Source organism: Dyadobacter sp. HNCC25DJ183 (genome assembly GCF_056895175.1).
Genome location: NZ_JBXHAP010000001.1, coordinates 365,219 through 386,671, shown reverse-complemented (window position 1 = coordinate 386,671; position 21,453 = coordinate 365,219). Strand labels below are relative to the sequence as shown.

Sequence of the window (21,453 nt, the reverse complement as noted above, 5' to 3'; positions counted from 1 at the left end):
ACTATTGTTTTCACGGATAACCACACAAAAAAGCGGCAAAAAGTCAATTCTCCAAAATGCTTCTTTTTTCTTCAATGCTTTACTTTTCGGCTTCGCAGACTTTTCAGAAGGTTCAGATATCGATTTAAACGGTTCAGCAAATACCCGGCGGTTTGAGGTCTGGAAACAACCGGTTCACCGTGGTATTTTTCAGTTTCGATTATTATTTGAATCCTGCTCGCTAACCGTGTCGACATATTTGTACACCGAAAGCACACACGCCGCTACTATTTTACTCAACGTTCCTTTTTTGTTTTAATACAACTACCCTTAAAAACACTCATTATCTATGTCAAAAAAAATACTTGCCGTCCTGTCAGAATACGGATATTGGGGTATTGAGTTGGTTGGACCGCTCGAAAAGCTGGAAGAAGCAGGTTACACTGTTGAATTCATCACCCCCAATGGCAAAAAGGCAGAAGCCCTTCCGCCAAGCTATGACACTACTTATGTAGACCCTCCTCTAGGTGTTTGTGTAACGACACCAATCGCAGCTGAAAAAGTAAAAGCGTTTGAAGCAAGCAACAGACTTGAAAACAGGCTTAACCTGTCGGAAGTAATTCCACAACGTCCGTATTTCTCAACTCCCGACTTTCTGAGAGCATTCGAGAAGTACTATGCTGACCTGAAAACCGCCCAGGAAAATGTAACCGAAGAGTATGCTGCATTGCTGCTCGTAGGCGGCAGCGGGCCGATAATCGACATGGTCAACAACCAGCGCGTACACGACCTGATACTTGCTTTTTACAACAAGAAAATGCCTGTGGCAGGAATTTGCTACGGCGTGGCACCACTTGTTTTCGCAAGGGATTTCAACGAAAGGAAATCGATCATCAACGGCAAGCACGTGACTGGTCACTGCATTGAATACGATTACCACGACGGTACCGGCTTCCTGCACACAGACCTGAACATGGGGCCGCCACCATATGTCCTAGAATACATCCTGACAGATGCAGTAGGGCCGAACGGACAGTACCACGGCAATTTCGGTAAGGAAACTTCTGTCATCGTCGACTATCCATTCATTACCGCGCGCTCGCTGCAATGCTCATTTGAGTTCGGAGAACAGTTTGTAAACGTATTGGATAAAGGGCTCACCCGTTATGGCTGGTAAAACCGGAAATCAGAAGATTATTGAACAGTTCCTGGCCGACGGAATGGACTTCATGTTCGGGAATCCGGGTACAGTGGAGCAGGGTTTCCTTGATGCACTGGCCGAATATCCGGACATGAAGTATATACTTACCCTGCAGGAGACCATCGCAGTAATGATGGGCGACGGATATGCAAGGGCTACACAAAAACCAACCCTGGTGCAGCTGCACAGCTCGCCGGGGATCGGAAACGCAGTAGGAGCGATTTACCAGGCAAAAAGAGGCCACGCGCCGCTTGTTGTAATCGGGTCCGATGCCGGTGTGCAGTACATGAATATGGATGCCCAAATGGCCAACGATCTGGTGGCAATGATGGCGCCTGTGACCAAGTATGCTACCATGGCAACTTCGTCCAAATCACTGCTGAGAACATTACGCAGGGCGATCAAGATTGCTACTACTGCACCAATGGGGCCTGTTTATGTGTGTTTGCCTATGGACGTGCTGGACGAGCTCAACGATGAGCCGGTATTTCCAAGCTGCATTCCGTCAACCCGCGTTTTACCACATTCAGACCTGATCCGCGAAGCTGCCGAGATATTGCTCAATGCAGAAAAGCCCATGATCTTCGTCGGCGACGGCGTAGCTTATTCCGACGCGATTCCTGAGCTTACCAAAGTGGCAGAGCTGCTCGGCGCAGAAGTTTACGGCGTGGAATTCGGTGACGTGGTGATGGATAATACGCACCCGCTTTACCAGGGTACGACCGGTCACATGTTCGGATCTTACAGCCACCCGATCACAACAAAAGGTGATGTGAACCTCATCGTAGGTACTTATATGGTACCCGAAGTGTTCCCAGAGCTCGGTGACATTTATGCACCAGAAGCGAAAGTGATCCATTTTGACCTGAATGCATACGAGATCGCCAAAAACCACCGGGTTGACCTGGGCGTGGTAAGTGATCCCAAGCTCTCGCTGGCAGAACTCGCCGAGGTACTTGAAGCGATGATCTCGACGGACCAAATGGCCGAAGTGATACAGCGTATAGAGGAGATCGGTACTGCAAAAAGCGAGAAAATAGCGAAGGAAAAAGAAGCGGATAAGCAATATTCAGGATCGCCGTTGCGAATGGCGCAGTTCTCGAAAGTACTTGCAGAGAAGCTGAACCTGGACGAGACCGTTATCTTCGACGAAGCCCTCACCAGCTCGCCCGCCGTGAGCAGATACATTCCTCAAAAAGCAGCCGGACAGTATTTCACAACCCGCGGAGGATCGCTGGGGGTAGGATTTCCGGGCGCTATCGGGGTGAAGCTTGCCAATCCTGAGAAAACCGTAATCGGCTTCTCCGGCGACGGCGGGAGTATGTACACGATCCAGACATTATGGTCGGCTGTGCGTCACAATGCGGGTGCCAAATTCGTAGTCTGCAACAACGGTTCCTACAAGCTATTACAGCTCAATATCGACCAATACTGGAAAGAGCGCGAAATTGATAAACATCCATTCCCGCTTCCATTTGACCTGTCTTATCCGGCAATCCGTTTTGACATTCTCGCGCAGTCAATGGGCGTAGAAGCGGTGCGCGTTGAAAAAGAAGAAGATATTTTACCGGCAATCGAACGCATGCTGGCAGATGATAAGCCATTCCTGATTGACCTCGTCCTGGAAGGTGACCACAAATCTGACTGGGTGAAAGTGAACTGTTCACAATAAGCGATTACCTAAACCTCCACTTGTAAAATGTTGAATAATCAAGTTTACGATTACATCATTGTGGGAGCCGGCGCGTCCGGAAGTGTGTTGGCCAACAGGTTAAGTGCCGATCAGGCTAACAGGGTTTTGCTGATAGAAGCGGGCGGCAGTGATCAAAATCCCGCAATTAAAGATCCGGCTGGCTTTGTAAGTCTCTGGGGATCCGAAATGGACTGGAAACTGGAAACCACGCCGCAGCCTGGTCTGGGTGGCCGCAGTATCACCATCAATCAGGGTAAGGTGCTGGGCGGCAGTACGTCGATCAATGCGATGATGTATGTGCGCGGTAATCCTGCCAATTTCGATCTCTGGGAGCAACTTGGCGCAGAAGGCTGGTCTTACAAGGATGTTTTACCATTTCTTAAAAAATCGGAAAACTTCGAAAACGGCGCTTCTGAATACCATTCCACCAGCGGGGAGCTCAGTATCCGCGACTGTCCTGACGAAGTAATGCGCTCTACGCATTTCCTGGAAGGCGCAACAGAGCTCGGCTACGACGGACCTTATTGGGATTACAATGGTGAACGCCAGGAAAACGGCGCCGCCCTTTTACAATTCCATATTGACAAGAACAACCGCAGGGACAATGGCGCATCTGCTTTTCTGGATCCCATTCAATCAAGACCTAATTTGACTATCCTTACTAATGCGCTGGTCAGCAAGATTCTGATTGAAAAAAACAAGGCATTCGGAGTTGAATTTGAAGCCGGAGCGCTTACCTGGAATGCACTTGCAGAAAAGGAGATCATTATCAGCAGCGGTGCACTGGCATCGCCCAAGCTGTTGCTGCTCTCGGGTATTGGTCCCGCCGCTGAATTGGAAGCACTTCAAATCCCGGTGATCGCCGACTTACCTGGTGTCGGGAAGAACTTGCAGGACCATTTGCAGCTTCCAATGATTTTCCGGTCGAAAATACCGATGCCGAATACAACCTTGCTGACGGGCAATGCCATTTTCCTGTGTACGAAAGAGGAGGGAGGACAGGTGGATTTGCAAATCAACTTTACACCCAGTCTCCCCCAGCCACTAGCACCTTTGTTACCTGATTTTGGCGGACCGATTTGCATTTTCCTGCCAATCCTCGTACAAGCAGAGAGCAGGGGAGAAGTTACGCTGCGCTCTTCCAATATCCGGGACGCGGCAATTGTCAATCCCAATTACCTGAGTGAGCCGGCAGATGTGCAGGTTCTTATCAAAGCAATTGAGATTGTCAGGAAAATAGCCGGTACCTCCAAGTTTGAACCGCTTAACGGAGGCGAAATGGTGCCCGGTGATGCCGATCCTGAAAGTTATATCCGCAGCCAGTGCTCCACATTATGGCACCCGGCCGGTACCTGTAAAATCGGAAACGATGAAATGGCCGTGGTAGATCCGCAGCTGCGGGTACGCGGGATACAGAACCTGCGCGTGGCAGATGCGTCGGTAATGCCGACGGTTACAAGCGGAAATACAGTAGCAGCTTGCTTTATGATTGGAGAAAAAGCAGCGGATATGATCCTCGCAGCAGACCGCTGAACTACCCGAAAGGCAGCGCATTGATTTACAAAAAAGACCCATAACCTCAATTCAAATACAATGTTGACACAAGAAGCGATTAAAGAACTGGCCATTGACTGGTACAAGAAACTGGACGTCCATGTTCCCATGGTAGAGGTATTGCCCTTGCTTGCAGATGCAGAGCTGGAAATGGTATTTCCCGAAGCGACAGTATACGGTTATGCCGGTTTTGAAGGTTGGTTCCAGCGCGTGATCCGCATTTTCTTCGATGAAGTACATACCGTGAAAAGTGTGGAGTCGGAGATTTCGGGTGATAAGGCTACCGTGAAAGTGGTAGTGCAATGGGAAGCAAGCGTGTGGAATGCACCTGAGCCTTTCAGCAAACGCATTAAATGCGATGCTTTCCAGACCTGGGAAGTGAAATTGAATGATGCAGGCAAAGTCATCATCAGCAAATACATCGTAGACGGACTCGAATACCACGAAGGTTCAGCTACACTTTAAAACGATCATTCATACCCTTATCCTTTTCACATCATGAAGAACGTACCTGATACCAAACTGGGTAAAATGTACAAAGAGCACATCCAGCACATTCTGGACAAGAATATCGATGCGCTTCTGGATCAATATACAGACGATGCGACGCTGATCAGCAGCTTCTCCAAATCGCCGGTCATTTACAAAGGCCGTGATCAGGTGAATGAGCACATGCAGGGCATTCTGGGTATCGACGGACTGGAAACTGAAATCGTTTTCTGGGCTGAGACCGAGAACCCCGAAACGCTGATGATCACCGAGCAGATCACCATGACAGTAGGCGGCGAAAAAAGCGAAATGCGCTTTGCCGATAGCTGGGTACTTGAAAATGGCAAGATAGCGATCCACTTCGCGGGAATGGTACAGCATCCGGACGGAACGCTGGCCTGAAAAACCGATTGATTCAGAACATTATTCTCAACTATATCTTAAAAATATGAAAGCGTTTTATGACGAGCAGGTAGCATTGCTGGCAGATCGTAATGCAGAAGTACTGGTTGACAAGCACTATGCAGCAGATGCAGAAATGATCGTGCTCAGCGGACCGGAGCCCATTGTTGCAAAAGGAGCGGAAGCGATCAAGAACCTCTTTTCAGGTTACCTTGAATATGTATACCGCGGCTTCATTTCAACAGAAAAATTTGCGACTACCGACGACAGTATCATGTTTGAAGCAACCATTGACACAGTCAACGGGCCAACCAGGATCTACGACGCGATGTTGCTGAAAGACGGAAAGATCATCAGACATTATTCAGGTCTGAAATAGCCTGGCGGATCTGGGTTTTTCCAAATCTAAATTTTACGTAACTCCTCTAAACGTGTTTCTCTATGAAACTTGCCGGAAAAAAGATCGGTATTCTGTTCGAAGCCGACTTCTTTGAGAACGAAATCTTCTACTACAAGTTCAGGTTCCCCGAGGAAGGTGCAGAAGTGCATTTCCTTTCCCGTCTCTGGGGCCAGGACAAGCTGACATTCATGGGCCACGAGTACCGTGCGCCAATGGATTGCTGGGAGACATTCGAGAACATGAGCGATGAAGAGCTCAGGACTTATGATGCCATTATCGTTCCCTCAGGAATGGTTTCCGACAGACTGCGTTACACGGAGGATGTTGAGAAAATCCCGCCTGCTACTGAATTTCTGAAACGCGTATTTGCTGAGCCAGGTATCCTGAAAGGCATTATTTGCCACGGTCTCTGGCTGGTAGCTCCTGCAACGGAGCTCGTGAGAGGCAGAAAGCTGGTTTGCCACAACAACCTGATCGGCGATGCCAAAGCCTACGGCGCCATTTACACGAATGAAGACGTGGTCGTGGATGGTGACCTGATTACGGGACGGTCGGGCGGACATGCCCATTTATTTGCCAAAAAGATCATTGAAACCCTTTCCGCAAACTGATATCAGTATGGACACAACTTTTTTCCATTTGGCTTTGACCGTCAAAAACCTGGTAAAATTCGAAGCGTTTTATGCTAAGCACTTCGGTTTTAAACGTGCCAGGACGATCAGTCTGGGCGATGACGCTGAGCTCGTTTTCCTTAAAAATGACCACAATATTTACTTCGAGGTCTTTCCGCCCGAGGAAGAACGTCCCATGGCGATGGCGGAAGCGGATGGTCCGCACTACCCGGGCCTGCGCCACATTGCATTCTCGGTGGAGGACATCGACGAAAAGCTCAGGTTAATGGGTGATGATGCAGTGATCACACTCGGCCCGCTTCATTTTGACGAGGTAATCGAAGGCTGGAAAACAGTCTGGCTGAAAGATCCGGAAGGAAACATTATTGAAATCACCCAAGGGTATCGAGACCAGGAAGGCGTGGGCGCATGACCCTTCGACCGCCATTTAAACTTCATAATCAGAACACCTTAACTATTTGAGCATGAATATAGATTTCACTTTTTCAGATACCATTGCAGGTTATATCACGGGATATAATGCAGAGGAACGGTGGTTCACGTTGGAAACTTCCGACAAAAGACCATTCAAGTTAAATCTGATCCCCTCCACTTACGCGCGCAGTGTTCAGAACCTGACAGAAGGCTGGCAGGATCCGGGCGACATTACGGCATTCCTTTCAACAAACGGACAGTATGTATTCGCTTACGGAACATTCTATCCGAATGCAGGTGAAAACGAAGCTGCATTTGAAGCACAGCAGCTGATTTTCCCTGGCAAAGAACCTAAGGTTTACCGCCACGAGGAGCAGAACTGGTGGATCACCCAGATCAGCTCCATTGCTTCCAGCTATCTGAAATGGCAGTTTGACTACCCTAAGGAGGAAATCAACTACAAGAACTACCGCACCATGTTGCATTTGGGAGGTTCTAAAAAAGGAGATTACCTCCAGGAGACAGATACGATTTCACGGATGGTGTACGGATTTGCATCCGCTTACCTTTTGACAGGAAAAGACGAGTTCCTCGAAGGTGCAGAGCTGGGTACCGAATACCTGCGTGACCACATGCGCTTCTTCGATCAGGACGATGACCTGGTTTACTGGTACCACGGACTCAAAGTGGAAGGTCAGAAGGAGACGAAATTGCTTACTTCCGAGTTCGGTGACGACCTGGACGCACTTCCAATGTACGAGCAGATCTACGCATTGGCAGGACCAACACAAACTTACCGCATTACGGGTGACCAGCGCATCCGCGATGATATCGACAAGACCATTGATCTTTTCGAAAAATACTTCAAAGATCACAATGGCGAAGGTTATTTCTCTCACCTGCACCCGATCACACTGGACGCGCATGAAGAATCGCTCGCGCACAACCGGGCGCGCAAAAACTGGAACTCGGTAGGAGACCACGCGCCTGCGTACCTGATCAACCTGTACCTGGCAACAGGCGAGAAAAAGCATGCAGACTTTCTGGAATATACTTTTGATACTATTACAAAGTATTTCCCAGATTACGAAAACAGCCCGTTCGTTCAGGAGAAATTCTTCGAAGACTGGAGTAAAGACCAGACCTGGGGATGGCAGCAAAACCGCGCAGTAGTAGGTCACAACCTCAAAATTGCATGGAACCTGATGCGTCAGCAGTCTTTGACACCAAAAGATGAGTACGTAGACTTCGCCAAGAAAATCGCTTCCCTGATGCCGGAAGCAGGATCAGATCAGCAGCGCGGCGGCTGGTACGATGTGGTGGAAAGAGTGAAAAAAACCGGCGGAAAGCACCAGTTTGTGTGGCACGACCGTAAAGCGTGGTGGCAGCAGGAGCAGGCGATCCTTGCTTACCTGATCATGTACGGGGTTCTGGGAGACGAAGAATATGAAAAACAAGCACGCGAAGCAGCTGCATTCTACAATGCATTCTTCCTTGATAATGACGATGGCGGTGTTTACTTCAACGTGCTTTCGAATGGAATGCCTTACCTGCTGGGTACAGAGCGTTTCAAGGGAAGCCACTCAATGAGCGCTTACCACAGTACGGAACTATGCTATCTGTCAGCGGTTTACATTAACCTGTTGATCACAAAACAGCCTACGTACTTCTACTTCAAGCCTTATCCAAACGGCTGGCCGGACAATATCCTCCGCGTTTCACCGGATATCCTTCCTGAGGGCAGCATTTACATCAGCGAAGTGTTTATCAATGATCAGCCTTACGATAACTTCGATGCACAGGCATTGACGGTGACACTTCCGGAAACAGAGGAGCGTCTGCGGGTGAAAGTACAAATCAGTCCTAGTAAGTAAATGGGTATCGGCTTTCGGCTATCGGCTTTCAGACATCGGCTTTTTTGAGAATAAAAGACTTTGATTACTGATTGCCGACTGCCGAAAGCCGACAGCCAAAACTAACCGCTGCAAACTATGAAAGTAACTATTACCGAACAGGACGATATTACGGTACTACAGGTAACGGGTGATATTGACAGCAAGACCGCTCCCGAGTTTGAGAGAAACGCACGTGCGGCGACTGATTCAAGTAAAAAGATCGCCATTGACCTGACGGAAGTCGGATTTATGTCGAGTGCAGGGCTGCGTGTGCTGCTGATGGTGTACAGAAACATCCGCGCCCAGAACGGGAATGTGGTACTGGTCGGTGTTTCCGAGGATATCCAGGACGTGATGTCGACTACCGGTTTTATCAACTTTTTCACGATCGTTGAAACGGTGGACGAAGCGCTTGTCATTCTTAAACAAGACTAAGCTATGGCAACAGATATCAGGATCGACTATTACCCGACCCATGAGCAGCAGGGCATTAAATTCCGGAGGGGACACGTGCTTCCTTTCGGAGCTACCATGGTGCCCAACGGGATCAATTTCAGCATCTATTCCAGTGAAGCAATCGATTGTACACTGGTTTTGTTTGAAAGAGGTGAAGCGCAGCCTTTCGCGGAGATCCGTTTTCCGGAAGAGTTCCGCACAGGTAACGTGTATTCCATGATCGTTTTTGATCTGGATTACGAGCGGCTTGAATACGGTTACAGAATGGACGGTCCGTTCAAACCCGAGGAAGGTCACCGTTTTGACAAAAACATTATACTCAGCGATCCTTACGCGAAAGCGATCGCGGGTCGTGATACCTGGCTGGCTACACCCAATTGGGACAACATTTATCCGTATCGTTCCAGGCTTGTTTTTGAGGATTTCGACTGGGAAAATGACCACCCGCTCGAAACGCCCATTGAGGACCTGGTAATTTATGAAATGCACGTGCGCGGGTTTACCCAGCACCCTTCATCAAATGTCAAAAATCCGGGAACATTCGCCGCGATCCGCAGTAAAATAGCCTATCTCAAAGAGTTGGGTATCAACTGTGTGGAGCTGATGCCGATTTATGAGTTTGACGAATGGGAAAACAGCCGTGAGAACCCGGCAACCGGCGGTTTGATCGTCAATTTCTGGGGTTATAGTACTGTCAACTTCTTTTCTCCCAAAGCAGGTTATGCTGCTACCGGGAAGTTTGGAATGCAGGTGGATGAGCTGAAAACGCTGGTCAAAGAGCTGCACAAGAACGGTATCGAGGTCATGCTCGACGTGGTTTTTAACCACACAGCTGAAGGCGATCACCGGGGACACACGATTTCGTTCCGAGGAATCGACAACAAAACGTACTACATGCTTACCCCGGAAGGTTATTACTTCAACTTCTCCGGAACCGGGAATACATTGAACTGTAACAATCCCGTGGTGCGCAACATGGTACTCGACTGTTTGCGCTACTGGGCTGCTGACTACCACATTGACGGCTTCCGTTTTGACCTCGCCGCCATTCTCGGCCGCGACCAGAACGGCGCGCCGCTAAGCAACCCGCCATTGCTCGAATCACTCGCTTACGATCCGATCCTTGCCAAATGCAAGCTCGTGGCCGAAGCCTGGGATGCAGGCGGTTTGTACCAGGTAGGGTCATTCCCGGCATACGGTCGCTGGGCTGAATGGAATGGTAAATACCGCGACGGCGTACGCAAATTCCTCAAAGGGGATGAAGGTATGATCGGCGATATTGCCCAGAGCATTCAGGGCTGGCCGGACCTGTACTACTACCGCGGCCCGACAGCCAGCATCAATTTCATCGCCTGCCACGACGGCTTCACGCTTTATGATCTTTTTGCCTATAACGAAAAGCATAACGAAGCGAATGGGGAAAATAACAACGACGGAGGTAACGACAACCATTCATGGAATTGCGGCGTAGAAGGTGAAACGGATGATCCGAACATCAACCAGCTCCGTCACAAGCAGATCAAGAATGCATTGTCGATCCTGATGGTAAGTCAGGGCGTACCGATGATTTTGTCGGGCGACGAAATGGGCGTGACCAAAAACGGGAACAACAATACCTACTGTCACGACAACGAACTGAACTGGGTGGACTGGGGCCTGTTGGAAAAGAATGCGGATTTGTTTAATTTTTCAAAACACATCATGCACTTCCGGAGAGCGCACCCTGTACTACGCAGCCGGACGCACTTCCAGCACCGCGACTACGTAGGAAGCGGCTATCCTGATATCAGTTTTCATGGTACACAAGCCTGGCATGCAGACTTCTCTGCATCAAGCCGCTGCCTTGCATTCATGCTCGACGGTGCGCACGCCAAAGGTGGCACTATCGTAGACGATACCATTTACGTTGCACTCAATTCCTATTGGGACGCACTTTATTACGAGCTCCCGCAGCTGCCAAACGGCCGCAGCTGGTACCTCTCCGTAAACACCGACATGCCCTCAGGCCAGGACATTTACGAAATAGGCAAAGAGCCAAAGCTAGACGATCAGGGAAGATTCCTGGTAGGTGGCAGGGCGACGGTGATTTTGGTTGGGAAGTAGGATGTAAAAGGAGGACGGAGGAAAGGGAGGATGGAGGAAAGGAAATGCTTGACACCCTGAGCGCAGTCCCTTTTGTCACCCTGAGCGGAGTCGAAGGGCACTTCCGGACGGCGTTGTCGCTCTCCCCTTCGACTCCGCTCAGGGTGACAAAGTCAATTAATTGAGAAGAACTCTTAAAAATTAGAACATTCAAAAACATCATTATCATGGCATTTCAAATAGAATCAGTTATTGAGGATCAGGTTGCGAGGTTGACTTTGCATGGCGAGCTGGATTCGCTTTCGGCGCGTGTATTTCAAACTGAAATAGAGAAAATCGCTAATCAGCCCATTGATTCACTCGTGCTCGATATGGAAGAGCTCGACTTTATGTCGTCTGCGGGCTTGCGCGTGTTGATTTACTCCAAACAAAAGATCGGTCCGAAACTGGCTATCTACATCGTCAAACCACAGGAGCTGATTGTAGATACCCTGACAAAAACAGGTCTGCAGCACAGCGTGACAATTGTTGATCAATATCCAGTTTAACAACCGAAAAAATGGAGTCGAAAAGTTTTCCCGGCAATGTGGATTCGCTGGATTCATTACGGGGATACGTAGGTGAGCTTGCGGAAAAAGCGGGGCTGGCTAAAAAGCCGACTTACGCCCTCAAACTGGCAATCGATGAAATCGCGACCAACATCATCCTGTATGGATACCAGAATGCAGGGTTGGAAGCAGACTTTGATGTGCTGAGCGAGATAACCGAAAGTAAGCTGATCGTGACCCTCGAAGATATTGCCGCGCCTTTCGATCCGCTGGCCAAAGAGCTGCCCGGTTCCGACGATCTTACCAAATCCTTGGAGGAGCGCGAAATCGGCGGCCTGGGTATTTTCCTCACAATCAATGGAGTGGATGATTTTTCCTATGAGTATGTGAATGGAAAGAACCGAAATAAGTTTGTTATGAATATAGGTGCAACCGAGTAAGTATGGTTGATAAGTCTACGCTCACGAATCCATTTCCCGGTTTAAGAAGTTACGACTATGAAGATCACGCGCTGTTCTTCGGAAGGGATTCGCATATCCGTGAGCTGACAGGTAAATTGCTGGATGGGCGGTTTCTTGCATTAATCGGTTCATCTGGCAGCGGTAAGTCTTCGCTGATCAAGGCGGGCCTTATTCCCTCCCTGGAAGGTCAGGCGGGTGGCTCGCTTTGGAAAGTTGTGATTTTCAGACCGGGTGGTAATCCGGTCAGGAGCTTTGCGCTTGCTTTGAAAGCTGCCATGCGCACCGAAGATCCTGAATGGGACGAACGGGACCCTGCGCAGCTTGAAAAAGAGTTTTCCAAAAATCCGCAATCAGCACTTAACCTGCTTTCGACCATTCGCGATCGCAGGATTTTGCTGGTTATAGACCAGTTTGAGGAGCTTTTCAGGTACGAGCTTGCCGATGAGGACACCGGGAAAAGCAGTACTGCCGCATTTGTTCAATTGCTGCTGGCTTTGATAAACCAGCGGCAATTGCCTATTCACGCCGTGATCACCATGCGGTCGGACTACCTCGATCACTGCACGGAGTTTAACGGGTTGACAGAAGTAATCAACAGAGGCTATTACCTGTTGCCGAAAATGAACCCTGCCGAGTTGCAGCAGGTGATTGAAGGTCCGGTGAGTGCTTTTGGCGCAACCATCGAGCCCGAACTAGTAGCCACTCTGCTGCGGGAACTTGCCGAAAATCCCGACTACCTGCCCATTCTGCAGCATGCGCTGATGCGCACCTGGGAGCGCTGGCGTAGTACCAAAGCCAATGCAGTACCCGTGTCGCGCTCGGATTATGAGGCGATCGGGACGATGCAGCAGTCCATTACCATGCACGCGGAAGAAATTTTCACCCAGCAACTGGATGAAAAACGACGGATCGCGGCAGCAAAACTTTTCAAATCGCTGATCGTGCTCGGGCCGAGTGACACTTCGTCCCTGCACCCGACCGCGTTAAAAGAAATTATCCAGATCACCGGGATACCCGACTACCTGCTCATTGATGTGATCATGGTTTTTAGGAAAAACGGCGTCTCGTTCCTGACCCCGAAACCGGGTGTTAAAATTGATCACGATTCCATTATCGACGTTTCCGTAGAGAAGATCCTGACCTTCTGGGACAGGTGCCGGAAGTGGATTGAGGAGGAACTGGAATCTGCCAAACTATACAAACAACTGAGTTATTCAGCCCTTCTCTACCAGGAAGGGCGTACTGGGTTATGGGTGAACCCGGAGCTGGCAATGGGATTGAAATGGCTGAAAGAAAGCGAGCCTACACTGGAATGGGCGCAGCGGTATGATCCGTTTTTTGAGCGCGCCATTAATTTTCTCGACTATAGTAAAAAGCAATATGAGCTTGAAGTAAGGCTCAAAGAAGACCGTCAGAAAAGGGAACTGCGGAAGGCGCGGGTATTTGCCTCGGTACTGGGGATCAGCTCGCTGGTTTCCCTGTTGTTCCTGATCGTGGCATTGGTACTCCGGACGCAGGCGCAGCAAAGTGAGAAAACGGCACTGGAAAAGGAAAGTCTGGCACTGGAAGAAAGAAAAAGAGCCGAAGACCAAACTCGCGAAGCCATTTCTCAAAAGAAAATCGCCGAGCAGCAAGGTACATTTGCCGAACTTCAGAAAGCATTGACAGAGGAGCAAAAATCGATTGCAGTAAGAGAGCAGGAGAAGGCAGTAAAGGAAAGCATTGCAGCCAAAGCGGCACGCCAAGTGGCTGAGGAACAGAAGGTACAGGCGGATAATGCGCGGCGTGCGGCAGTTCAGTCACAAAAAGAAACCGAAGTACAAAAGGAATATGCAGTAACTGCACAACAAGAATCGGAGCGCCAGAAAGTACTGGCGCAGCGCGCGCAAAAGGAAGCTGAAACTTCACGTAACGACGCATTGAAACAGCGCTCGAAAGCAGTTGCGCGGTTTATTGCCATTCAGTCTTTCCAAATGCCGGCCGGCGACGATCTGGCTGCATTGCTGGCATTGAAAGCTTATGATTTTAATTTGAAAAATGGCGGTGAACGTGAAAACCCGGACATTTTTAATGCATTGTCCAAAGCAGCGGGAGCGAAGGCTACGCTGATCGGGCACAATGATATCGTGCGGGTAGTGGCCGAGTCGCGGCCCGGTAACCCGACTTTTGCAAGTGCGGGCGACGATGACGTTGTCAATCTCTGGAACTACCTCGTACCTGCCACCAGGCCGGTCACATTCCGGAACCCGCGGCAGACTTTCAAGAGTATCCGCTCGCTCTATCTCACTCCCGACGGTAAAGCCGCATTTACAGGTTCATCAAACGGGCAGCTTGTCCGATGGGATAATTTTGCACCCGGCAGCGCACCTACAAAAACGCTGGTGGCGCACGACGGGATCATTCTTTCATTGATAAACAGGGAAGTGAACAGCAAGCCCCGCCTGATTTCTACCAGCTCTTCGGGACAGGTGAGAATATGGGATATCAGTGATAAAAAGCTGGATATTATTAAAAACATCAGTCTTGGCGCGGAGATTTCCTGCGTGGCTGCATTGCCAGGCAGTCCGTACCTGTTTTTCGGTACGGGAACCGGTAAGATCATGCGACTGGACCTGGATAAGGCCGATGCAAAACCCACGGAATACAATACCGGCAATATGCGCGGAAGGCTGATTTCAATGGCACTGGCGCCCGACGGCAAGCAGCTGTATTTCGGGACAAGTACGGGAATGCTTTATAATGCAAGAATGCAGGGAGACGAACCTGTGGCCAATTCAATTTCGGGAACGCAGGGAACGCATACTTCCGGGATCACCAAAATTGCATTTACCCCTGACGGAAGCCGCATTGCAACGGCCTGCTATGACTGGAAGATCCGGATCTGGAGCACGAGGGAAGATCTTTCGAAGCAGCAACCGGTGGTACTGAACGATTTCGATTACTGGGTGATGGATATCCGGTTTACCGGCGACGGAAATAAGTTACTGGCAACCGGTGCCGACAAAACGGTTCGGGTATGGGATATCAATTCCGCGGACCTGTTTGCCGAGGTTTCCAGGAAAGTTAAAAGGGATTTGACAGAAGAAGAATGGGACCAATATATCGGCAAGGATATTCCTTACGAAAAGCTTTCCCGAAATATCAGATAGGCACGCGATGAAGCAATTTTTACTACTCATTTTTACCGGCATACTGGCACTTACCCAAAGTGCATTCGCGCAAGGCGACTGCGACGCGTCGGTGATCGTTCCCGAGGCTGACAGGAAGTACAGGACCGGCAATTTCGATGAGGTATTTCAGACATTGAATCCTTGTCTGAAAACAAAGTTCTCTCCCAATGCGCAGGTGCAGGGCTACAAGATCATTGCATTGACTTACCTGGCGCTCGACTCGCTTCCCCAGGCGGCACAGGCTGTACGCAACCTGCTGATCGCCAACCAAAACTATGAACCTGAGTTTTCGGCCTTGCCGCAGTTCAAAGACCTGGTGGCACAGCAAAAGGACCTGATGGACCGCATTATCCAGATTACATCGGTTTCGAAAAAAGCGGAAAACCTGTTGCAGGTACCTGCTACCGTAACAGTTTTGACGCAGTCTGACATTATCAAAAGAGGTTACAAGGACCTGACCCAGATGCTGAGCGACATTCCGGGCTTTGATGTGATACGGGGCAATGGGCCTTCATATGTTACATTCTATCAGCGCGGGTACCGCTCCACTTCCAATGACCGCACGATTTTGCTGGTGGACGGCGTAGAAGAAAATGACCTGAATTCAGACAATATCCCCATTTCACGTCAGTATGCATTGTCGGATATCGAGCGGGTGGAAGTCATTTACGGACCGGCTTCGACTATGTACGGTGCCAATGCATTTATGGGGGTAATAAACCTGATCACGAAGCGGTATCTGGACAGGGAAATGCCGGAAGGCAAGAAAGTGGACGTTTCGGCTACCGGCCAGGTGCGGTACGGGTCTTTAAACACAAAGCTTGTAGATGGTGTGGTAACCATGCGCACCAAGGACGTCGCAGTTTCTGTCACTTCCCGTTATTTTTCATCCAATGAGCTGGATTACAGTAAGTACCGTGAGTGGGATTATTCGCCGAGGACAGTGGACAGTTATCCCGGTCAGCAAAATTTATCGGGCGCTGCCGCGCAGACCTACTATAACAATAACAAGCTATCGACCCTTTTCCCGAACAGCGACTTGTACCAGGTGGGAACCGATGCAGCTGGCGCGGTGAATGCATTGAGCCTGACGCCGGCTGGCAAGGCAAAAGCGGCTGCACTGGACAATCAGTATCTATTTCAAGCCAATGTGAATGGAAACCCCGTTGAGTTCAATGATGATTCTCGTAATTTCTACCTTCGGGCGAAGATCGAGTTCAAGGATTTCATGCTGTCGCTTTTGACCTGGAAAACAGATGAAGGTGCTACTCCCTGGTACACCAACCGCTCCCGTATTGTTACCAAAGACCTTTCAAGGTGGGTAGCTAACAACAAGGCATTTTCATTGACTTATAACAAATACCTGTCTGACAAAGTCCAGATCCTGAACCTGACTTCCTACCGTCTTCATGAACTGAATGGCGCGACGAACCTGCCGACTTACCGCGGGTATTTCAATGGAAGCTATGGGATTATTGACCTTTTGAACGAAATAAAACCTACTTACGCGACGCCATACTGGTACCGTGTTTCCAACCAGCTCAGGAACGAGTTCCGTGTGCTTTGGACACCGCTGCCTAAGTTGGATATCAACAGCGGTATTGAAATCAGGAACAGCATTATTCAGGCCAACTACATTACCTCGCAGGTGGAGGGTGCCGACGAATTTGGCAGGCCCGATTCGACACTGGCCGGCGGCGATAATTTCCGAGTGTTTGATATGGGCGTATTCAGTCAGGGGACTTATAACTGGTCCGATCACCTGAAAATGGTACTTGCCGGCAGGCTGGATTATAACCAGATCCGATCGAATGGCGGTTACGGTTTTGTATTCAATCCGCGGCTGAGCCTTATCTATTCGCGGGGCATGTTTGTGTTCAAAGGGATTTATGCAGAAGCATTTAAAGACGCGTCTTATCTTCAAAAATACGCAACAAGCCGCGAGCGCTTGCTCAACAACCCGACGCTGCAGCCCGAGCGCGTGAAGAATGTGGAAGGTAGTGTGGCAGTCCGGTTCAGCAAAGCGCTTTCAGCAAACATCGCAGGTTACATTGCCAATTACAGCAATGCGGTGGGGTTAGCAACTGCTCAGGCGCCTGGCGGAGGAAGTACTACCCAGTTCCAGGCATTAGGCAAGCAGCGCATTATCGGCCTGCAATCGGAGGCGCGTTATGATGTAAAAAGCCTGAATATCTGGGGCAATTTCACATACAGCAACCCGCGCGATCTCAGCAAGGTGGAAGGTCAGAAAATCCCGGTCAGCGACGTGGCGCCCTGGTCGGCCAACCTCGGCGCAGTGTACGAGCCCGTCAAAAACCTGAGCATCAGCATTACCAACAATTACATCAGCGCGCGGAAATCAGGCGCGGGTACTTCGGGCAGCAGCAACCCGATCACGCGTTTTCCCGCTATATACCTGCTCAATTCCGCAATTACTTACCAGAATATCCTAAACCATCTCAGCTTGCAGGTGCAGATATCCAATGTGTTGAACACCGAATATTTTGTGCCTGGCATTCGTGCGGCGGAAGGGGTAACCTCTGCTTCGCGGTATCCCCAGGAACGCAGGACTTTTTCTATTGGCTTGCTGATCGATACAAACCGAAAATGATACTCAACAAATGAATGCAATAGTAAACGCTCCTCTTTTAATGAATACAAGGTTTGAAATCAAAAACTCAGAATTCCTGCTCACGAAGCTGGACTACCCTGAGCGGCTGGATGAAATGGGCGCATTGCGCGTGCTCGCCTGGAAAGATGAAAAAGGGATCAGTCAGGATTTTTTCTCGCATAAAGCCTGGCTTGACGACGACGACCTGCGTGCACACCATTGGATTATTACGCATGAAAAAACAATCGTTGCGGCCGCCCGGTTGAGTTTTCATAAAGATTATAGTTCGGTACCCCATGCAAATCTGTTCGATGAGGCGCTGCTCGGCGCTTATGCGCAGGGTCCGTTTGCTTCGCTGAACAGGCTGGTAGTTGCGCCGGGATACCGTGGCAATGGGTTTTCTTCCATTCTCGATGAAACGCGGATTGAATTTGCCAGGGCGCAAGGCGCGCGGGCGATCATTGCACAACCTGTCGAGTCGCGCATTAAACCGCTGGAAGATCTTGGATTTATATACCTGGGCAAAATCAAGCCCCTTTTTCAGATGCCGGAGCGGCAAATTTATTTCATGATCAAAGAACTGGTTCATTAATTTGAAAAGACTGGCGGACATATCGCTGATGCTCAACGTCAGAAAAGGGGAGGGTAACCTCGTCACCTTACTGATGGCTTACTCTTTCTTCATGGGAGGGGCTACTGCCTTGTTTTACACGGTAGTAGCCTCCTCATTCCTGATCAGCTTCGACCGGCTCATGCTGCCGCAGGTGTACATTGTCGGTGGCGTCTTTACTTACCTGCTCGGTCTGGGTGTGACGCGGCTACAAAAGTTAATGGCATTTGACAAGCTGGCCGAGAGAATGCTGTTTTTTCTGATCAGTTCGATTGTCGTTTTTCTGGTTACATACCATTTAACCGGCAGCAGATGGGTTTTCTTTGTACTCTTCATCTGGAACCGCGTTTTTGTACTTGTGAATGGGGTTACTTTCTGGGCGGTTGTTGTGAAGCTGTTCAATTTGCAACAGTCCAAAAGACTTTCGTCGCTGATCAACACCGGCGATGTATTTTCCTCGGTGATCATGTACCTGGCGGTGCCTGGCCTGGTTAAGATCATTCCTACGGACTCACTGCTCGTCGTAGCCGTCGCATTCCTGATCGTTTGCAGTTTTTTACTCAGGAAAATCCATCAGAGATACGTAGCCAATGCAAGCACAAAACCTGCTGAGACAAGTACCGTCGAAAAGGCGGGCGAGGCGGCGGTGGACCCGTCTTATTACCGCAATATCTTCCTGCTTGCATTGCTGCCAGTTTTTGCGCTGTTCTATGTGGAGTACATCTTTTTCACAGAATCCCGGGCAATTTTCACGGACAAAGGTTCACTTGCCAGCTTTCTCGGGGTGTTTTTCGGTATATCTTCTATTCTCGAATTTTTTATAAAAACCTTCCTTTATAACCGCCTGATCAGCAAGTTCGGTTTGAAGCTGGGTATTTTGATATTGCCCGCGAGCCTGGTTTTCAGCTTTGCCGTTTCCGTGATCTACGGTCTCGGCTACGATACTGCCGGGATATTTTTCGCCTGTGTGGCTTTGTCAAGATTTTTCATGAGCGCCATTCGGAAAGCGATCAGCGAGCCGGCTTACCAGTCATTGTACCAGCCCATTCCTGCCAAATTCAGGCTCAATATCCAGGGCAGGATCGAAGGAAGAGCCAAGGCAATCGGCGGACTGGCGGCGGGGATATTGCTGCTGATACTGGTCAATTTCGCCAATCTGAGTGCGTTGCAGCTTTCGATTGTGTTCCTGATCGTCGCAATCGGTTGGGCAGTAGCTTCATTCACGGGCCAGAATGCTTACAAGAAAGCGGTGCGTGACAAAGCTTTCGTATTCCCGACGCGTTCAAAGCGCTCAGCCGAATACAAACCTGAGCTACAGGAAGTGGAAAAGCCATTTGATCTGCTGATCAGGCAGGTTTTTTCCAAAGATGAAAAGGAGCGGATTGAAGCGGCTGTCGGGTTCGGAGGGTCTAATCGTTTTTTGTCTTATAAATACCTGATCCCACTGTTGGAGGACCCAAGTCCTGCTGTTCGCAAGGCGGCTATTTACACGGCGGGCGAGTTACGCAGGCCTGAGTTGTGGCCTTATCTGATGGAGCAAATGGAGATAGACAGGTACTATTCCGTTGCATTCGCGGCACTGGCCAAATCGGGCACACCGCTTTTGAAATACATTGAAAAGACCTTTCTGAGCAACAATGACAACCGGTACCGGCAGCTTCACCTGATCAAGCTGGTGGAAGAATTTGGCAATGCCGAGGCTTTGCGGTTTTTGAGGAGAAATCTTGAAAGTCCTAACCGGTTTGTGAAAGATAAGGTACTCGACGCGCTCCGCAACCTGCATTATGTATGTAATACCACCGAGCGGACATACCTGCTGAACGAGCTCGATGAGCATTTGAAAACATTCACCTGGCTGCTGGCAGCGCAAACTGATCTTGACCAGGATTATGACGCGTCTTCGCAAATGATGCAGAACCTGGAACGTGAGAAGCAGCGCATTATTTTCAAGGCATTTACGGTGCTGGAAGTGGTATTTGGTTCAAGATTTCACGCTATTACTTTGCTGAGAGGCGAGCAGGCTACCGACGCCCGCGACTATCTCACGGAGATTTCCGATTTAATGCTGCCGGAGAATGTAAAGAACAAGGTGCTGCCTTATCTCGACAGCGACTCTCGCGAAGAGATGTTCCGCAGGTATAACGAGATTTTCCCGCAGGCGCAGCTCACCGTCGAAGAGCGTTTGAAGGACGTGATCAACAAGGATTATACGCGCATTTCAAGGTGGACAAAGGCGGTTGCGATTAAAGAACTGAAACATTTTCCTGCCGGAAATGTGACGGATATACTGGTCTCCAATGCGGTTTCACATTCCAAGGTAATCTCAGAAACTGCTTTCTACGTGCTCAGGATCGTTAATCCGCCTCGGTTTCGCTCGGTGATGCATGTGATGACACGGGACAATGACAAGTTTCATATACAAATCATGAAGCCGCTTGAATGGCTGGCTACGGAAGAAGATCTGCTGATCTGCAAGCTGCGCCGCCTGCGGGATACGCCGGGCCTGGAAAAGCTTCTCAATGGAGAATTGCAGAAGATCCTGCTCAATTCGGAGTATTTCAAGGAAGATGAAGGCGAGGTGATCGATTTACGGAAACATACCAGCCGGCCGGACTTGTCGGTGCTGGTTACTTGCGGGAAGCTGCTCTTCTCGAAAGCCGGGGTGATCGGTGCAGGTGAGATCAGGAGCGTGGACGAGCTGAAAGCACTGGGCGCGGCAATGATCCCTAATGTGTTGGAGGAAACGGAGTTTTACATTGTAGAAGACTATCTGTTAAAAGATTTGAACATCAGACATCACGTGGCACCGGAAACAGTAACAGCATAACGGAGGCAACGGATTAGCATTAATAAGTA

At 49.5% G+C, this 21,453-nt stretch carries 17 protein-coding genes; all 17 read left to right on the top strand.

Annotated elements, in window-relative coordinates; translation table 11 throughout:
- Nucleotides 1-328: 328 nt before the first annotated feature.
- The 17 genes from AC1XTG_RS01525 to AC1XTG_RS01445 all read left to right on the top strand — a co-directional run bounded on the left by AC1XTG_RS01525 (nucleotide 329) and on the right by AC1XTG_RS01445 (nucleotide 21,424).
- Nucleotides 329-1,156: a type 1 glutamine amidotransferase domain-containing protein gene (locus AC1XTG_RS01525; RefSeq protein ID WP_439559599.1), complete on the top strand. Its 828-nt coding sequence runs from the start codon at nucleotides 329-331 to the stop codon at nucleotides 1,154-1,156.
- A complete protein-coding gene (locus AC1XTG_RS01520; protein ID WP_484840733.1) occupies nucleotides 1,146-2,852 on the top strand; it encodes a thiamine pyrophosphate-binding protein in 1,707 nt (568 codons plus the stop codon). The genes AC1XTG_RS01525 and AC1XTG_RS01520 overlap by 11 nt, the downstream gene beginning before the upstream one ends.
- Nucleotides 2,853-2,879: 27 nt before the next feature.
- Nucleotides 2,880-4,406: a GMC family oxidoreductase gene (locus AC1XTG_RS01515; protein WP_484840732.1), complete on the top strand. Its 1,527-nt coding sequence runs from the start codon at nucleotides 2,880-2,882 to the stop codon at nucleotides 4,404-4,406.
- Between the two features lie 60 nt (nucleotides 4,407-4,466).
- Nucleotides 4,467-4,892 (top strand): hypothetical protein, encoded by a 426-nt coding sequence (locus tag AC1XTG_RS01510; RefSeq protein ID WP_056287712.1) that lies wholly within the window; start codon nucleotides 4,467-4,469, stop codon nucleotides 4,890-4,892.
- 33 nt (nucleotides 4,893-4,925) lie between these two features.
- Nucleotides 4,926-5,318: a nuclear transport factor 2 family protein gene (locus AC1XTG_RS01505; protein ID WP_484840731.1), complete on the top strand. Its 393-nt coding sequence runs from the start codon at nucleotides 4,926-4,928 to the stop codon at nucleotides 5,316-5,318.
- A gap of 46 nt (nucleotides 5,319-5,364) precedes the next feature.
- Nucleotides 5,365-5,697, top strand: coding sequence for a nuclear transport factor 2-like protein (locus AC1XTG_RS01500; protein WP_484840730.1), 333 nt, complete (start codon nucleotides 5,365-5,367; stop codon nucleotides 5,695-5,697).
- 62 nt (nucleotides 5,698-5,759) lie between these two features.
- A complete protein-coding gene (locus AC1XTG_RS01495; RefSeq protein WP_484840729.1) occupies nucleotides 5,760-6,329 on the top strand; it encodes a DJ-1/PfpI family protein in 570 nt (189 codons plus the stop codon).
- Nucleotides 6,330-6,336: 7 nt separating this feature from the next.
- Nucleotides 6,337-6,762, top strand: a complete 426-nt coding sequence (locus AC1XTG_RS01490; RefSeq protein ID WP_484840728.1) for a VOC family protein — start codon at nucleotides 6,337-6,339, stop codon at nucleotides 6,760-6,762.
- Nucleotides 6,763-6,814: 52 nt separating this feature from the next.
- On the top strand, nucleotides 6,815-8,638 hold the full coding sequence (locus tag AC1XTG_RS01485; RefSeq protein WP_200942796.1) for an AGE family epimerase/isomerase: 1,824 nt from the start codon (nucleotides 6,815-6,817) through the stop codon (nucleotides 8,636-8,638).
- Nucleotides 8,639-8,755: 117 nt separating this feature from the next.
- Nucleotides 8,756-9,094, top strand: a complete 339-nt coding sequence (locus AC1XTG_RS01480; protein WP_056287723.1) for an STAS domain-containing protein — start codon at nucleotides 8,756-8,758, stop codon at nucleotides 9,092-9,094.
- A gap of 3 nt (nucleotides 9,095-9,097) precedes the next feature.
- Complete coding sequence (gene glgX / locus AC1XTG_RS01475) at nucleotides 9,098-11,218, top strand: glycogen debranching protein GlgX (protein WP_056287725.1); 2,121 nt, start codon at nucleotides 9,098-9,100, stop codon at nucleotides 11,216-11,218.
- Between the two features lie 206 nt (nucleotides 11,219-11,424).
- A complete protein-coding gene (locus AC1XTG_RS01470; RefSeq protein WP_031528067.1) occupies nucleotides 11,425-11,745 on the top strand; it encodes an STAS domain-containing protein in 321 nt (106 codons plus the stop codon).
- An 11-nt stretch (nucleotides 11,746-11,756) separates the two neighbouring features.
- Nucleotides 11,757-12,185: an ATP-binding protein gene (locus AC1XTG_RS01465; RefSeq protein WP_484840727.1), complete on the top strand. Its 429-nt coding sequence runs from the start codon at nucleotides 11,757-11,759 to the stop codon at nucleotides 12,183-12,185.
- A 2-nt stretch (nucleotides 12,186-12,187) separates the two neighbouring features.
- Nucleotides 12,188-15,355 (top strand): WD40 repeat domain-containing protein, encoded by a 3,168-nt coding sequence (locus AC1XTG_RS01460; RefSeq protein ID WP_484840726.1) that lies wholly within the window; start codon nucleotides 12,188-12,190, stop codon nucleotides 15,353-15,355.
- A gap of 7 nt (nucleotides 15,356-15,362) precedes the next feature.
- Nucleotides 15,363-17,987 (top strand): TonB-dependent receptor plug domain-containing protein, encoded by a 2,625-nt coding sequence (locus tag AC1XTG_RS01455; protein ID WP_484840725.1) that lies wholly within the window; start codon nucleotides 15,363-15,365, stop codon nucleotides 17,985-17,987.
- 40 nt (nucleotides 17,988-18,027) lie between these two features.
- Nucleotides 18,028-18,579, top strand: a complete 552-nt coding sequence (locus AC1XTG_RS01450) for a GNAT family N-acetyltransferase (protein WP_484840724.1) — start codon at nucleotides 18,028-18,030, stop codon at nucleotides 18,577-18,579.
- 1 nt (nucleotide 18,580) lies between these two features.
- Nucleotides 18,581-21,424: a hypothetical protein gene (locus AC1XTG_RS01445; protein ID WP_484840723.1), complete on the top strand. Its 2,844-nt coding sequence runs from the start codon at nucleotides 18,581-18,583 to the stop codon at nucleotides 21,422-21,424.
- Nucleotides 21,425-21,453: the final 29 nt, after the last annotated feature.